The organism is Microbacterium sp., from assembly GCF_017305435.1.
In the GTDB taxonomy this organism is placed as follows: Bacteria; Actinomycetota; Actinomycetes; order Actinomycetales; family Microbacteriaceae; genus Microbacterium.
In genome coordinates this window covers 254,829-269,983 of the sequence record NZ_JAFKIP010000003.1, presented here as the reverse complement: position 1 = coordinate 269,983, position 15,155 = coordinate 254,829, and the positions used below count along the sequence as shown (strand labels likewise).

Here is a 15,155-nt window from a genome sequence, read left to right as displayed (position 1 = left end):
ATGCCCGGCTCCACAGCAGCCTCGCCCGCAGCCCCACCCGCGCGCGTCTCCGCGCGCGGGTGGGGCTGGCGGCATGCGTCGCGTCGGGCGTGGGCGCTCGCCGGGGTCGATCTGGAGATCGACCCCGGCGAGCGGGTCCTGCTCCTGGGTGCATCCGGGGCGGGCAAGTCGACGCTCCTGCACGCGCTCGCGGGCGTGCTGGGCGGGGACGAGGAGGGCGAGTCGCGCGGGGAGCTGCTCGTCGACGGCGAGCCCCCCGCGGCCGCGCGCGGTCGGTCGGGGCTCGTCCTGCAGGATCCCGACGCGCAGGTCATCCTCGCCCGCGTAGGCGACGATGTCGCGTTCGGGTGCGAGAACCTCGGCATCCCGCGCGAAGAGATCTGGCCCCGCGTGCGGCAGACGCTGGATGCCGTCGGTCTCGACGTTCCTCTCGACCGCCCGACCAAGGCGCTCTCCGGAGGGCAGAAGCAGCGCCTCGCGCTCGCCGGCGCGCTCGCGATGCGGCCGGGCCTGCTGCTCCTCGACGAACCCACGGCGAACCTCGACCCGGCGGGTGTCGCCGAGGTCCGTGACGCGGTGGGGCGCGTGCTCGATGCCACCGGCGCGACCTTCGTCGTCGTCGAGCATCGCGTCGACGTGTGGCTCCCGCTCGTCGACCGCGTGATCGTCCTGGGCGCGGAGGGCGTCGTCGCCGACGGCGCGCCGGACGCCGTGCTCGGCACCCGCGGAGCCGCGCTCGCCGCCGCGGGGGTCTGGGTCCCCGGCATCCCGCCTGCCCTGCCGCCCGCGCCGGAACGTCCCCCCGGGGAGGTGCTGCTGCGCGGGCGGGGTCTCGCCGTCGCGCGCGTACGGGGCGTGCCCGTCGCGTCGGGCCTCGACGTCGATGTGCGCGCCGGCGCCGCGCTCGCGATCACAGGCCCGAACGGCGCCGGCAAATCGACGCTGGCCCTCACGCTCGCGGGACTGCTGCCCGCCGCCGCGGGCGGCGTGGTCGCCGCCGAGACGCTGGATGCCGGGGCCGGCGACAGCCCGATCCGCTGGCGCTCGCGCGAGCTGCTGACCCGGATCGGGACGGTGTTCCAGGACCCCGAGCACCAGTTGCTGCGCACGACCGTGCGGGACGAGCTCGAGGTCGGCCCGCGGGCGCTGCAGCGGTCGGCGCGGGGCCCGAGCGATGCGCAGATCGCGGCCCGCACCGACGATCTGCTCGAGCGGCTGCGGCTCACGCCCCTCGCCCGTGCGAACCCGTACACGCTCTCCGGGGGCGAGAAGCGCCGTCTCACGGTCGCTGCGGCCCTCGCCACCTCGCCGCGCGTCCTCGTGCTGGACGAGCCGACGTTCGGTCAGGACGCGCGCACGTGGGCCGAACTCGTCGCCCTCCTCGCGGCCCTGCGCGACGAGGGGGGTGCGATCGTCGCGGTCACGCACGACGAGGCGGTCGTCGCGGCGCTGCACGCGGAGCGGTACGCGCTCACCGGGCCGGCGGGGACGGCCGCGGGGGAGGCGCCGTGACCCTCCTCGACACCCGCGCGCGAACGGGCGCCGTCGCGCGGATCAACCCCGTCGCCAAGCTCGCCGCGAGCGCGCTCATCGCGGTGCCGCTGATCCTGACGCTCGACCCGGTCTCGGCGGCGGTCGCCCTCGTGCTCGAGTGCGTGCTGTTCGTCTTCGCAGGGCTCACCTGGCGCGAGTTCTGGGTGCGCACCTGGCCGGTGTGGCTCGCGGCGCCGCTGACGGCGCTGACGATCGCACTGTACGGCGAGGCATCCGGCGAGATCTATCTGGAGTGGTTCGTCGTGCGCGTCAGCGAGGGGTCGTTGGCGCTCGCGCTCGCGGCATTCCTGCGGGTGCTCGCCGTCGCGCTGCCCTCGGTCGTCCTGTTCGTCACGGTCGATCCGACCGACCTCGCCGACGGGCTCGCACAGGTCGCGCACCTGCCCGCGCGGTTCGTGCTCGGAGCGCTCGCGGGCCTCCGGATGGTCGGGCTCTTCCTCGACGACTGGCGTGCGCTCGAGCTCGCCCGGCGGGCGCGGGGCGTCGCCGACCGCGGACGCATCCGGCGTTTCGTCGGCATGGCGTTCGCGCTGCTCGTGCTCTCCATCCGGCGGGGGTCGAAGCTCGCGACGGCGATGGAGGCGCGGGGCTTCGGCGCGCCCGTGCCGCGCACATGGGCGCGGACGTCGCGCTTCGGGGCCGCCGAATGGGGCCTCCTCGCGATCGGCGCCGCGATCTCGGCGCTCGCCGTCGGGGCGGCGGTGCTCGCCGGCACGTGGAACTTCATCCTCGGTCCGCGCTGAGTGGCGCTGAGTGGCGCTGAGCGGCGCAAGCCGCGCGAGCGTGCGCGGCGAGATCAGCGCCGCGTCGACCGCGCGGGTGCAGAGCTCACGAGGGCGCGGGCCACGCCCTCGTCGACGACGAGGTCGGTGACGAGCGCGGCCGCGAGCGCGCCGCGCAGCGCCGTCAGCTTCGAGAGGCTCGACACGATGCAGACGCGGCGGGGAATGCGCCGGATCGCCGTGAAGCTCGGCCCGCTGGAGCGTCGGTTCAGGTCGATGCCGTCACTCGATCCGTCTTCGCGGTAGAACACCGTCGCGCAGTCGCCGACGATGCCGTCGCGCAGGAGCGCGCGGGAGTCCTCGCCGGTGAGGTAACCGCCGGAGTAGACGTGCGAGGGCACGTCGGCGCGCGGCGAGCCGAGGCCGAAGATGAACATGCCGATGTCGTCCTGCGCGTCCAGCACCCGGCGGATCGACCGCTCGCGCCACATGAGGTCCTTCGTGTGCGGGTCGTCGAAGAGCGCCGGCACGGGGAACAGCTGCACGTCGGCGCCGAACGCATTCGCGAAGCGCTCGAGGATCGACGACGCGTACGGCAGCCCCGAGGTCATCGGGTTGGCGGCGCCGTTCATCTGCACGACGTGCACGTTGTGCAGCCGTCGCGCGGGCAGCTCGCGTGCGACGGCGGAGACCGTCGCCCCCCACGCGATGCCGATGCTCATGTTGTCGTCGGCGAGGGTCGCGACACGGCGTGCCGCCGAGCGGGCGACGCGGGCGAGGCGTTCCGCGTCGCTCGCGCGCACGGGCGTCGGCACGATCTCCGCCGTCACGCCGAACAGATCGGTGATCCGCTCGGCGAGGCTGTCGATGCCGTCCTGCGGTGAGTGCACCGTGATCTCGACGAGCCCGATCTCGCGCGCGTGGGCGAGGAGGCGCGAGATGGAGGAGCGGGAGATCCGCATCTCGGTCGCGATGTCCTCCATCGTGAGTTCCTGCACGTAGTAGAGGTGCGCGGCGCGCAGCGCGTCCCGTGTGCGCACGTTCGTGACGTCGTCGGACTCCATCGGGGCTCGCCTTCCTGCACGATCGTGCTCTTTTTCCCGGTGGTCGCACATTCGTGCAAGGGGACTTGTGCGAACGTGCGCAGTTGCTCAAGTGTAGGACGCGTCACCGAGGAAAGGATCGACGATGATCGACACGACACAGCTCCGTCCGAGCGTCCGGGCGCTCCGCGAGCGCCCCGAGGCCGATGTCCTCGTCATCGGCGGCGGCATCAACGGCGTCGCGACGTTCCGCGATCTCGCGCTGCAGGGGGTCGACGTGGCCCTCGTGGAGCGCGGCGACTATGTGTCGGGTGCGTCCTCGGCATCCAGCCACATGGTCCACGGCGGTGTGCGCTACCTCGAGAACGGCGAGTTCCGACTCGTGCAGGAGGCCGTCGTCGAGCGGAACGCGCTCGTCCGCAACGCGCCGCACTTCGTGAAGCCGCTCCCGACGACGATCCCGATCCACAAGACGTTCTCGGGCATCCTCACGGCTCCCTTCCGTCTCCTCTTCACGCACGGTCGCGGCAAGCCGCGCGAGCGCGGGGCGCTGCTCATCAAGGTCGGGCTCACGATGTACGACACGTTCTCCCGCGACGGCGGCTCGGTGCCGCGGCACACGTTCCACGGCCGCAAGGCCTCACGCGAGCGTTTCCCCGACCTCGACGACCGCTTCGCCTACACCGCGACCTACTACGACGCATCGATGCACGATCCTGAGCGCCTCGCCCTCGACGTCCTGCGCGACGGTCAGCAGGAGGGCGCCGCGCGCTCGGCGAACTACGTCAGCGCGGTCGGCGCGACCGGCAGCGCCGTGACCCTCCGCGACGAGGTCTCCGGCGAGGAGTTCGCCTTCACCGCGAAGGTCATCGTCAACACCAGCGGTCCCTGGACCGACCTGACCAACACCGCGCTCGGTGCGCCGACCCGCTTCATGGGCGGCACGAAGGGCTCGCACATCGTGCTCGAGAACGACGAGCTGCTCGCGGCGACCCGCGGCAACGAGATCTTCTTCGAGGCATCCGACGGCCGGATCGTCCTCATCTACCCGCTGAAGGGGCGCGTCATGGTCGGCACCACCGACATCGACGCCGATCCGACGAAGCCGGTCGTGTGCACCGACGACGAGATCGACTACTTCTTCGACCTCATCGCGCAGGTCTTCCCCCGCATCGCCGTCACGCGCGAGCAGATCGTCTACAGCTTCTCCGGCATCCGTCCGCTTCCGCGGCACGACGACGTCGCCCCCGGGTTCGTCTCGCGCGACTACCGCGTCGAGCAGGGCGACCTCGCCGGTACACCGGTGCTGAGCCTCGTCGGCGGCAAGTGGACGACGTTCCGGGCGCTGTCGGAGCATGTCGCGAACGACGCGCTGACACTCCTCGGCCGACGCCGCACACAGTCCACGGCGAACCTCGCGATCGGCGGGGGAGCGGGTTACCCGAAGGATGCCGGGGCGCGGGCCCGCTGGATCGATGCCCACCGCGGCGCTCACGAGGCGGCGTTCGCCGACCGCATGCTCGAGCGCTACGGCACCTATGCAGCGGAGCTCCTGACCGCCCTTCCGGTCGCGCAGCATCCTCTCGAGCACGCCCCCGGCTACTCCCGCGAGGAGATCGCCTTCCTCGCGGAGCGCGAGGAGGTGGTGAACCTCATGGACCTGCTGCTGCGCCGTACGTCGGTCGCGTTCGTCGGCGGCATGACGCCCGAGACGCTCGCGGAGATCGCGGATGCCGCAGCGCCCGCCCTCGGCTGGGATGCCGCGCGCACACGCACCGAGATCGAGGCGGCCACGGCGAGTCTGCGCGACGCGCATCGCGTCGACCTGGGCCACGCGGGGGTCGCCGCCCTCACCCACTGAGGCGGGGAGCGCACGCGCTCCCCGCCCACGACTCCGGCGCGGCCTGACGCCGGTCCCTCCTCAGGCCACCCACGAAAGGTCAATGTCGACATGCAAGACGTCAATCTGGGGCTCTACTTCCTGTCCGAGATGGTCGGTACCGGGATGCTCCTCCTCCTCGGTGGGGGTGTCGTCGCGAACGTCATCCTCAAGGGGACGAAGGGCAACGGCGGCGGCACGCTCATGATCAACTGGGGCTGGGGACTCGCGGTGTTCGCCGGTGTCCTCGTCTCGGCGTATTCCGGCGCGCAGCTCAACCCCGCCGTCTCGATCGGCCTGCTCATCGCAGGCAAGATCACGTTCACGCACTTCCTCGTGGCGATCGCCGCCCAGTTGGTCGGCGCCTTCCTCGGTGCCGTGCTCTGCTGGCTCGCGTACAAGGACCACTTCGACGCCGAGCCCGACCCGGCGACGAAGCTCGGTGTGTTCTCGACGGGTCCCGCGATCCGCTCGTACGGCTGGAACCTCGTCACCGAGATCATCGGCACGTTCGTCCTGGTCTTCGTCATCTTCGCGTTCGCCGACTACGGCGACGTGCAGATCGGCGTGCCGGGCGGCCTCGGCCCGCTGACGGCCGTCCCCGTGGCCCTCCTCGTGGTCGGCATCGGCGCATCCCTCGGTGGCCCGACCGGCTACGCCATCAACCCGGCGCGTGACCTCGGCCCGCGCATCGCGCACGCGATCCTCCCCATCAAGGGCAAGGGCTCGAGCGACTGGGCGTACTCCTGGGTGCCCGTCGTCGGTCCCCTCATCGGCGGCGCGCTCGCTGCGCTGGCCTCGCCGGTCCTGCTCCACCTCGCCGGCGCCTGAGCGGGCGCCGGATCCCTCCCGACCAGGCAACAGACAAGGAAGTCACTCTCATGGCTCAGTACATCATCGCCCTCGACCAGGGCACCACCTCCAGTCGCGCCATCATCTTCGACAAGAAGGGCTCGGTCATCTCCGTCGGCCAGAAGGAGCACGAGCAGATCATGCCGCGCGCCGGATGGGTCGAGCACGACCCGATCGAGATCCGCGACAACATGCGCGAGGTCATCGGCGTCGCGCTCGGTCGCGCCAACCTCACGCGGCACGACATCGCCGCGATCGGCATCACGAACCAGCGTGAGACGGCCGTCGTGTGGGACAAGAACACCGGCATCCCCGTCTACAACGCCATCGTCTGGCAGGACACCCGGACGCAGCCGATCGTCGACCGGCTCGCCGGCGACGAGGGCGTCGAGCGGTTCAAGGACATCGTCGGTCTGCCGCTGGCGACCTACTTCTCGGGCACGAAGATCGTGTGGATCCTCGAGAACGTCGAGGGTGCGCGCGAGAAGGCGGAGGCGGGCGACCTGATCTTCGGCACGACCGACACGTGGGTGCTGTGGAACCTCACCGGGGGTCCCGACGGGGGCGTGCACGCGACCGACGTGACGAACGCGTCGCGGACGCTGTTCATGGACCTGCACACGCTGCAGTGGCGCGAGGACATCCTCGCCGAGTTCGGCGTGCCGCTCTCGATGATGCCGGAGATCCGCTCCTCCTCGGAGGTCTACGGCGAGGCCCGCGACACGTCGCTGCTGCGCGAGACGCCGGTCGCCGGCATCCTCGGCGACCAGCAGGCGGCCACGTTCGGCCAGGCGGCGTTCGACGCGGGTGAGAGCAAGAACACCTACGGCACGGGCTGCTTCCTGATCTTCCAGACCGGGACCGACATCGTGAAGAGCGAGAACGGGCTGCTGACGACCGTCGGCTACAAGCTCGGCGACGAGCCGGCGCACTACGCACTGGAGGGGTCGATCGCGGTCACCGGGTCGCTCATCCAGTGGCTGCGCGACCAGCTCGGGATCATCTCCTCGGCGCCCGAGGTCGAAGAGCTCGCCCAGAAGGTCGAGGACAACGGCGGCGTGTACTTCGTGCCCGCGTTCTCGGGGCTGTTCGCGCCGTACTGGCGCCCCGACGCGCGTGGCGCGATCGTCGGCCTCACCCGCTACGCGAACCGCAACCACATCGCCCGCGCGGCGCTGGAGGCGACCGCGTTCCAGACCCGCGAGGTGCTGGATGCCGTGAACGCCGACTCGGGCGTCGACCTCACCGAGCTCAAGGTCGACGGCGGCATGATCGCCAACGACGCGCTCATGCAGTTCCAGGCCGACATCCTCGGAGTGCCGGTCGTGCGGCCGGTCGTCGCGGAGACGACGGCGCTGGGCGCGGCCTACGCGGCGGGCCTCGCGGTCGGGTTCTGGAACGACCTCGACGAACTGCGGGCCAACTGGCAGGAGGACAAGCGCTGGGAGCCCTCGGGCGATGTCTCGGAGCGCGAGCGTCAGCTGCGCCTGTGGAAGAAGGCCGTCACGAAGTCGATGGACTGGGTCGACGACGACGTCCGCTGAGCGGGGCTGAGCCCGCCGCCGCCGCCGCCGTCGTGCGGGCGAGCGGGCGGGGCCGGTGAACTCCGCAGAATGTCACGTACTCCGCAGCCGAAGGTGGATCCGGCTGCGGAGTACGTGCGTTTCTGCGGAGTACGTGCACGAGCTGCGGGGTGGGGGTGGATGCCTCGGGCGTCACCCGCGCGCATCGAGAGCCGTGACGAGCCGGTGCGGCGCGGACGCCCGGTACGAGGCATCCAGCAGTTCGCCGACCTCCGCCCAATCGGTCGACGGTCCGAGGTCGAGCGCGAGCCAGCCGTGCGGCCACAGGTACGCGGGCTCGAAGAAGCGGCCGTCCTGCCGGAGCGCGGGGTCGTCGGCGGGGTCAGGTCGGAACAGGAGCGCCGTGTCGTGGCGGCGGCCCGTCTCGCCGCGCGGCGCGCCGCCGTAGTAGGCGAACACCTTGGTCGTGAAGAACGTCGGCCGCCCGTGCGTGATCTTCTCCGCCGCCTCCGGCAGCGCGAGCGCGATCGCGCGGACACGCGCGAGCACCGGGTCGGCGTCGTCGAACATGATCGGGTGGGTCATGGGGCCATCCTGCCGCGTGGTTAGGTCGCGTTCCAGAGGGCGCGGTAGTAGCCGAGACGCTCCTCGTCGGGTTCGATGCCGTACGCATCTGCGAGAGCACGCTCCCATCCGGGTCCGTAGCTCCACGTGGTGCTCATTGCGGCGACGGCGATATCCGCCCAGCGATCGGCGACGCCGAGTGCGCCGAGATCGACGTGCGCGAGCGCACGCCCCTCGTCATCCAGCAGCGTGTTGGGCGCGCACGCGTCGCCGTGACAGACGACGAGCAGGTCGATCGGCGGGGGTGAAGGCAGAGCGTCGGTCACGTGGATGCCCCGCGCCGCGGCCTTCGCGATTCGCGTCGGAACAGACCAATCGAAAGGGCAGTCGGCAACCGGGAGGGCATCGTGCAGCGCGCGCAGCCCCGCGCCGATCGCGCGCACAGCAGTCGGCGGGTCGAGGAGCCAGCGTGGATCCACGGCTGAGAGGCCCGGCAGGGCGCGGGTCACGAGCCATTCGTCTTCCCCATCGTCGTCGAACTCGAGCACGTCGGGCACCACCGTGTACGCCGAGGCCCAGCGCAGACGTTCGGCCTCGGTGGACATCGAGGTCTCGTTGTGCAGCGGACCGAACTTGATGTACCGGTCGTCCTCCGCTCGGAACGTCACGCCGCCGACGCCGTTGATCCAGACGGGGCTGACCGCCGCACCGCGCGCGAGTGCGCGGACGCGCTCGGGGACGGCGAGATCCGGGGCTGGGACGCTCACGTCGCGTCCGCCGCCCGCTCATCGGCGCGCTTGACCTCGAGATCCATGCGCTCCAGTGAACGCCGTATCGTGCAGTCGCGCCACCCTCCTTCTCTTCGTGAAACTGGGTTTCTGCACTTTTGATACTCGATCTCATCGCCTAGGCTGGTCGGGAGTTCGAAGGAGAGCACACATGGACATCAGCGGAGCATCCGCGCTCGTCACGGGTGGCGCCAGCGGTCTCGGGTTCGCGACGGCGCAGCGCCTCGCCGCCGCCGGAGCGCACGTCGTGATCGTCGACCTGCCGTCCTCGCCCGGCGTCGACCGTGCGGCCGAACTCGGCGGCACCTTCGCCGCCGCCGATGTCACCGATCCGGATCAGGTCGCCGCGGCCGTCGCCGCCACCGGCGCCGCCGGGCCGCTCCGCGTCGTCGTCAACTGCGCGGGGATCGCGCCGCCCGCGAAGGTCCTCGACCGTGACGGAGCCCCCACCGACCTTGCGCACTTCGAGAAGATCGTCCGGGTGAACCTCGTCGGGACGTACAACGTCATCGCGCAGGCGTCGGCCGCGATGGCTCGGACCGAACCGACAGCGGGAGCCGGCGGCGGAGACCGCGGAGTCATCGTGAACACGGCATCCGTCGCCGCGTTCGACGGTCAGATCGGGCAGCCCGCGTACTCGGCATCCAAGGGCGGCGTCCACGCCATGACGCTGCCGATCGCGCGCGAGCTCGCGCGCTACGGCATCCGCGTGTGCACGATCGCGCCGGGGATCATGGAGACTCCGATGCTCGCGGGCCTTCCCGAGGCTGCGCAGGCGAGCCTCGGAGAGCAGGTGCCGTACCCGCAGCGCCTCGGACGCCCGGACGAGTACGCGTCGCTCGTGCTCGAGATCGTCCGCAACGGCTACCTCAACGGCGAGACGATCCGCCTGGACGGCGCGATCCGGATGGCGCCGAAGTGATGGTCGCGCCCGCCCGACTCACTCGAGCCGCCTGGCCCGCCTGACCCGCCTGACCCGCCCAACCTCTTCGAACCGCTCGACCGCTCGAACCGCCCGACCCGGAGACCCGCCGATGACCGACTCGATCCTCTACCGCCGCGAGGGCGCGCTCGCGCGCCTGACCTTCAACCGCCCCGCGTCGCTCAACGCGATGGGGTTCGAGATGGGCCGTCGCTGGCGCGATCTCGCGCACGAGGTGACCGCCGACGACACGGTCGGTGCCGTGCTGTTGGATGCCGAGGGCCCCGCCTTCTGCGCCGGCGGCGATGTGCTCGAGATGGCCACGAGCGGGGCCGGCGGAGCCGACGTCACGGCGATGGCGGAGATCATCCACGACGGCATCCGCACGTTCGTCGAGTCGGCGACGCCCGTCGTCGCCGCCGTGCAGGGGGCGGTCGCGGGCGGTGGCCTCGGGCTCATGCTGACGGCCGACTACGTCGTGGCGAGTCCGCGGGCGAAGTTCGTCAGCCGCTACGCCAACATCGGGCTCACCCCCGACCTCGGCGTCTCGACCCTCCTCCCCGCGGCGATCGGCCAGACCCGCGCGCTGCGTCTGCTGCTGCAGGACGAGACGATCGACGCCGCCACGGCGCTCGACTGGGGTCTCGTAGCCGAGGTCGCCGACGACCCCGGCGCCCGTGCCGCCGAGGTCGCGCACTTCTGGCTCGCGGGCGCGACCGCGGCCTTCGGTCAGGCGAAGCGCCTCGTGCGCGCGGGTGCGCGGCGAGCGTTCGAGGGCAACCTCGCCGACGAGGCGCGCTCGATCGGCGCGGCTTTCGACACCGCCGAGGCTCGCGCGCGCGTCGCGGCCTTCGCCGCGGCATCCCGCAAGAGCGCCGCCGCACCCCCGCCGCTCACCTGACCGTGTCCCACTTGTGGCTGGTTCTCGCCTCGCAAACCAGCCACAAGTGGGACAACCCCCACCCGAAGTGGGACGACCCGCACGAAGTGGGACAACACCACACACGCACCCAGAGGAGAACGCATGACCACGCTCGCCGGCAAGACCATCCTGATGTCGGGCGGCAGCCGCGGCATCGGGCTCGCGATCGCGCTGCGCGCGGCACGTGACGGCGCGAACATCGCACTCATCGCGAAGACCGACACTCCTCACCCGAAGCTCGAGGGCACGGTGCATTCGGCGGCCGAGCAGATCGAGGCGGCGGGCGGCCGCGCGCTCCCGATCGTCGGCGACGTGCGCGACGACGACACCGTCACCGAGGCCGTGCTGAAGACTCAGGGCGAGTTCGGCGGCATCGACATCGTGATCAACAACGCCTCGGTCATCGACCTGTCCGGGTCGCTCGAGCTGGCGGCGAAGAAGTACGACCTCATGCAGGACGTCAACGTCCGCGGCACGTTCATGCTCAGCCGCACTGCGGTGCCGATCCTCAAGGATGCCGAGAACCCGCACATCCTCTCCCTCTCACCGCCCCTGAACATCACCCCGCGGTGGCTCGGCGCGCACACGGGGTACACCCTCGCGAAGTACGGCATGACGATGGCGACGCTCGGGATGGCGGCCGAGTTCGCGAAGGACGGCATCGCCGCGAACAGCCTGTGGCCCGAGACGACGATCGCGACCGCGGCCGTGCAGTACGCCCTCGGGGGCGACCGCATGATGAAGGTCAGCCGCACGCCCGAGGTCTACGCCGACGCCGCCTACGAGGTTCTTCTCAAGCCGGCTCGCGAGTACAGCGGGCAGACGCTCATCGTCGAGCAGGTGCTGCGGGATGCCGGGGTCACCGACTTCTCCGGCTACGCCGCGACCCCCGGCACGCCCGACAGCGAGCTGTTCCCCGACATCTTCCTCTGAGCCGGCGGCCGTCCGCGGCGCGGCCGTCCGCGGATCGAGGCCGGGCGCCGCCCGCGGTTGCCGAGTGTCCAGGACACGCGGTCGCGGTACCCGCGGCATCCGCGTGTGTTGGACACTCGGCGGGGTCGGCGGCGGGCGGGGCGGGGCGGGGTCGGCGGCGGGCGGGGCGGGGCGGGGTCGGCGGCGGGCGGCGCGCGTCAGACGAGACCGAGGCGCACGAGCGCGCCGTGCACGCCGTCGTCCAGCACGCCCGTCGTGACGAGGTCCGCCTTCGCCTGCAGCTCGGGGTCGGCGCCGCCCATCGCGACGGCGGTGCCGACGACCGCGAACATCTCGACGTCGTTCCAGCTGTCGCCGATGCCGACGGTGTCCGCGGCATCCCGCCCCAGCGCCTGCAGCACTTCGAGGATCGCCGAGCCCTTGTTGACGCCGAGCATCGCGATCTCGCCGTTCGAGCCGCCGGGCATCGGGATCGACCCGGGGATCACATGGAACGTGTCGCCGAGGTCCTCCTCGGCGCGGTCGAGGGTGTCCGAGCTCGTGCTGATGAACGTCGCCTTGACGACCTGGTCGAGGTCGACGTCCGCGATCGGGCGGTATCCGATCATCGGTGCGGGCTCGTCCTCGTCGAGCCCGAGTGCGCGCAGGTCCTCGGCGTGGCGCTCGCGCCGCTGGCGGAAGAACTCCTCGGCGATGCCGGCGACGCCGCTCGACGCATACACGCCCTCGTCGGTCTGCAGGAAGTAGTGGATGCCGTGGCCCTCGAAGTACGCGATCATCCGGTCGACCGCGGCGCGCGGCATGAGGTGCGCGGCGAGGCGCTCCTCGCTGCCGTCCTCGCCGAGGCGCACGGCGAAGGCGCCGCCGTTGGTGATCGCGCCGTCGAAGCCGATCGCGCGGACCGACGGGTGGATGTCGCCCGCCGACCGGCCCGTGCACAAATACACCAGGTGGCCGTTCCGGCGTGCCGAGCGGATCGCGGTGACCGTCGATGGGGCGATGACCGTTCCGTGTTCGAGGATCGTCCCGTCGACGTCGATGAACACGATGCGCTGAGAGGAGTCCGTGGAAGTCACATGCCCCATCCTTTCGTATGCCGGTGAACGGATGCTGAGGCCTCAGATCAGCCCGTTGCGCACGAAGGCGTTGTAGACGCCGTCGTCGTCGATCGCCGTCGTGACCTGGTCGGCCAGCGCCTGCACCGCCGGCGCGGCATTGCCCATCGCGATGGACGTGCCGCACACCTCGAACATCTCGGCGTCGTTCCAGTTGTCCCCGATGCCGATCGCGTCGGCCGGGTCGATCCCCAGGTGGGCGAGCAGGGCGAGGATCGCCGCGCCCTTGTGCACGCCGCGCGGCGCCACCTCTCCCGACGCCCAGAACGCGACCGGAATCGTACCGCCGACGACCGCGAACTCGGCGGCGAGTTCCGAGAGCGCGCGCTCCGCGGCATCCCGATCATCGGTCACGAACACGAGCTTCGCCATCTGAGCGTCGTCGAAGTCCGCCGGGTCGTGGAACACCTTCATCGGGATCGCCGTGCCCTCGAGCTTCGCGGCCATCATCTCGGCCAGTCCTTCGCTCGCGAAAAGCTGGTCGTACGACTGGAAGTACGAGTGGATGCCCAGGCGCGCCAGATATCCGCGCAGTCGCGCGACCTCGGCCGGCGAGAACAACGTGCCGGCGACGATCTCGTCGCCGACCGAGGCGAACGCGCCGCCGTTGCTGACCGCGCCGTCGAAGCCGATCTCCTTCAGCTCGCCCTGAATCTCGGCCATGCCGCGGCCCGTGCTCAGGAAGACGAGGTGCCCGCGGGCGCGGGCGGTGCGGATGGCGGCCACGGCGGATGCCGGGATGTAGTGCCCGTCCTGCATGATCGTGCCGTCGACGTCGAGGAAGATCGCCTTCGTCGTCATATCGCTCCTAACCGAATGCGCGAGGGGTCGCGACACGCGGTGACCGCGCACAGCGCAGCCGCGTGTCGCGACCCCTCGCGAGGTGGTGGTGGTGGTGGGGTGAGGTGGAGGTCAGCTGTCCAGCGATGCGCCGTTCGTGCGGATGACCTCGGCATACCAGTCGAACGACTTCTTCTTGTAGCGGTCGAGGCTGCCCGAGCCGTCGTCGTTGCGATCGACGTAGATGAAGCCGTACCGCTTCGACAGCTGCGCCGTGGATGCTGAGACGAGGTCGATGCAGCCCCACGTCGTGTAACCGAGCACGTCGACGCCGTCGGCGATGGCTTCGCCGACCTGGACGAGGTGGTCGTTCAGGTAGGAGATGCGGTAATCGTCGACGACGGTCTTCACGCCGTCGACCTCGACGAGCTGGTCCTTGGCGCCGAGCCCGTTCTCCACGATGAACAGCGGCTTCTGCCAGCGGTCCCAGAACTGGTTCAAGACGATCCGCAGGCCCACCGGATCGATCTGCCAGCCCCACTCGCTCGCCTCGAGCGTCGGGTTCGGCACGCCGCCCATGATGTTGCCCTCGCCCTTCGCCTGCAGCGCGGGATCGGCGGTCGCGGCGACCGACATGTAGTAGCTGAACGACACGAAGTCGACCGTGTTCTGCAGGTCGTCGCGGTCCTCGTCGGTGATCTCCAACTCGATGCCCTTCTCGCGGAGGGTCCGCAGGAAGTAGCCCGGGTACGCGCCGCGCGTGTGCACGTCGCCGTAGACGAGGTTCGAGTGGTCGAAGTCCATGACCGCGAGAGCATCGGCCGGCGACGGGCTCAGCGGGTAGACCGGCATCGACAGCACCATGCAGCCGATCTGCGCGTTCGGGGCGACCTCGCGGGCGATGCGGGTGGCGCGCGCCGAAGCGACGAGCTCGTGGTGCATCGCCTGGTAGAGGGTCTGCTCGGAGAGTTCGTCCTTCGGGGTGTTGATGCCCCCCGACATGAACGGCGCGTGCAGCAGCGAGTTGATCTCGTTGAAGGTCAGCCAGTACTTCACGCGGGCGCCGAAGCGCTCGAAGAGCGTCCGCGCGTAGCGCTCGTAGAAACCGATCATGCGGCGGTCGGTCCAGCCGTCATACGTCTCGGCGAGGTGCAGCGGTGTCTCGTAGTGCGAGATCGTCACGAGCGGCTCGATGCCGTGCTTCTCGAGCTCGTCGAGCAGGCGGTCGTAGAAGGCGAGGCCCTCTTCGTTCGGGGTCTCCTCGTCGCCGAGCGGGAAGATGCGACTCCACGCGATCGAGAAGCGGTACGTCTTGAACCCCATCTCGGCGAAGAGGGCGATGTCCTCCGCGTAGCGGTGGTAGTGGTCGATGCCGACGAGCTTGAGGTTGTCCGGCGTCGGCTCCGCGACCCGGGGGAAGATGCCGCCGTCGGGCAGGACGTCCTGCACGGACAGTCCCTTGCCGCCCTGGTCGTACGCTCCCTCGAGCTGGTTCGCGGCGGTCGCGCCGCCCCAGAGGAAGGTCGCGGGGAAGGTCGGGGTGGTGCTCATGATGTCA

Annotated in this window: 14 protein-coding genes; 8 read left to right on the top strand and 6 right to left on the bottom strand. The window is 70.8% G+C overall.

What is annotated here, in order from left to right; translation table 11 throughout:
* The gene (locus J0I43_RS04610) at positions 1 to 1,512 is read left to right on the top strand and encodes an ABC transporter ATP-binding protein (RefSeq protein WP_292859766.1); all 1,512 of its coding nucleotides are present in this window, start codon (positions 1 to 3) and stop codon (positions 1,510 to 1,512) included.
* Positions 1,509 to 2,297 (top strand): energy-coupling factor transporter transmembrane protein EcfT, encoded by a 789-nt coding sequence (locus tag J0I43_RS04605; protein WP_292859762.1) that lies wholly within the window; start codon positions 1,509 to 1,511, stop codon positions 2,295 to 2,297. Before J0I43_RS04610 ends, J0I43_RS04605 begins: the two co-directional genes overlap by 4 nt.
* Positions 2,298 to 2,350: 53 nt before the next feature.
* On the opposite strand, the gene J0I43_RS04600 is transcribed toward J0I43_RS04605, so the two are convergent.
* Positions 2,351 to 3,340 carry a sugar-binding transcriptional regulator gene (locus tag J0I43_RS04600; protein WP_292859759.1) on the bottom strand — a complete coding sequence of 330 codons (990 nt, stop codon included), beginning with the start codon at positions 3,338 to 3,340 and terminating at the stop codon, positions 2,351 to 2,353.
* 124 nt (positions 3,341 to 3,464) lie between these two features.
* Between J0I43_RS04600 and J0I43_RS04595 the strand changes: the two genes are divergently transcribed.
* From J0I43_RS04595 to glpK, 3 genes are all read left to right on the top strand, one after another.
* Entirely contained in the window at positions 3,465 to 5,180 is a 1,716-nt protein-coding gene (locus J0I43_RS04595) for a glycerol-3-phosphate dehydrogenase/oxidase (protein WP_292859756.1), read from the top strand.
* Between the two features lie 90 nt (positions 5,181 to 5,270).
* A complete protein-coding gene (locus J0I43_RS04590; protein WP_292859753.1) occupies positions 5,271 to 6,029 on the top strand; it encodes an MIP/aquaporin family protein in 759 nt (252 codons plus the stop codon).
* A gap of 50 nt (positions 6,030 to 6,079) precedes the next feature.
* Positions 6,080 to 7,594 (top strand): glycerol kinase GlpK, encoded by a 1,515-nt coding sequence (glpK, locus tag J0I43_RS04585; protein ID WP_292859748.1) that lies wholly within the window; start codon positions 6,080 to 6,082, stop codon positions 7,592 to 7,594.
* 171 nt (positions 7,595 to 7,765) lie between these two features.
* Here glpK and J0I43_RS04580 read toward each other — a convergent pair whose 3' ends face one another.
* On the bottom strand, positions 7,766 to 8,158 hold the full coding sequence (locus tag J0I43_RS04580; protein ID WP_292859745.1) for an MmcQ/YjbR family DNA-binding protein: 393 nt from the start codon (positions 8,156 to 8,158) through the stop codon (positions 7,766 to 7,768).
* Between the two features lie 20 nt (positions 8,159 to 8,178).
* Positions 8,179 to 8,904 carry an aminoglycoside 3'-phosphotransferase gene (locus J0I43_RS04575; protein ID WP_292859742.1) on the bottom strand — a complete coding sequence of 242 codons (726 nt, stop codon included), beginning with the start codon at positions 8,902 to 8,904 and terminating at the stop codon, positions 8,179 to 8,181.
* A gap of 172 nt (positions 8,905 to 9,076) precedes the next feature.
* On the opposite strand from J0I43_RS04575, the gene J0I43_RS04570 reads away from it, so the two are divergent.
* The 3 genes from J0I43_RS04570 to J0I43_RS04560 all read left to right on the top strand — a co-directional run bounded on the left by J0I43_RS04570 (position 9,077) and on the right by J0I43_RS04560 (position 11,702).
* A complete protein-coding gene (locus tag J0I43_RS04570; RefSeq protein ID WP_292859739.1) occupies positions 9,077 to 9,847 on the top strand; it encodes an SDR family NAD(P)-dependent oxidoreductase in 771 nt (256 codons plus the stop codon).
* A 112-nt stretch (positions 9,848 to 9,959) separates the two neighbouring features.
* On the top strand, positions 9,960 to 10,748 hold the full coding sequence (locus J0I43_RS04565; RefSeq protein ID WP_292859736.1) for an enoyl-CoA hydratase/isomerase family protein: 789 nt from the start codon (positions 9,960 to 9,962) through the stop codon (positions 10,746 to 10,748).
* 123 nt (positions 10,749 to 10,871) lie between these two features.
* Positions 10,872 to 11,702 (top strand): NAD(P)-dependent oxidoreductase, encoded by an 831-nt coding sequence (locus J0I43_RS04560; protein ID WP_292859733.1) that lies wholly within the window; start codon positions 10,872 to 10,874, stop codon positions 11,700 to 11,702.
* Positions 11,703 to 11,899: 197 nt separating this feature from the next.
* Here J0I43_RS04560 and J0I43_RS04555 read toward each other — a convergent pair whose 3' ends face one another.
* The 3 genes from J0I43_RS04555 to J0I43_RS04545 all read right to left on the bottom strand — a co-directional run bounded on the left by J0I43_RS04555 (position 11,900) and on the right by J0I43_RS04545 (position 15,148).
* The gene (locus J0I43_RS04555; protein ID WP_292859730.1) at positions 11,900 to 12,787 is read right to left on the bottom strand and encodes a Cof-type HAD-IIB family hydrolase; all 888 of its coding nucleotides are present in this window, start codon (positions 12,785 to 12,787) and stop codon (positions 11,900 to 11,902) included.
* Positions 12,788 to 12,820: 33 nt separating this feature from the next.
* Entirely contained in the window at positions 12,821 to 13,618 is a 798-nt protein-coding gene (locus J0I43_RS04550; protein ID WP_292859727.1) for an HAD family hydrolase, read from the bottom strand.
* Positions 13,619 to 13,729: 111 nt separating this feature from the next.
* Positions 13,730 to 15,148: a glycoside hydrolase family 1 protein gene (locus J0I43_RS04545; RefSeq protein ID WP_292859724.1), complete on the bottom strand. Its 1,419-nt coding sequence runs from the start codon at positions 15,146 to 15,148 to the stop codon at positions 13,730 to 13,732.
* Positions 15,149 to 15,155 lie beyond the last annotated feature (7 nt).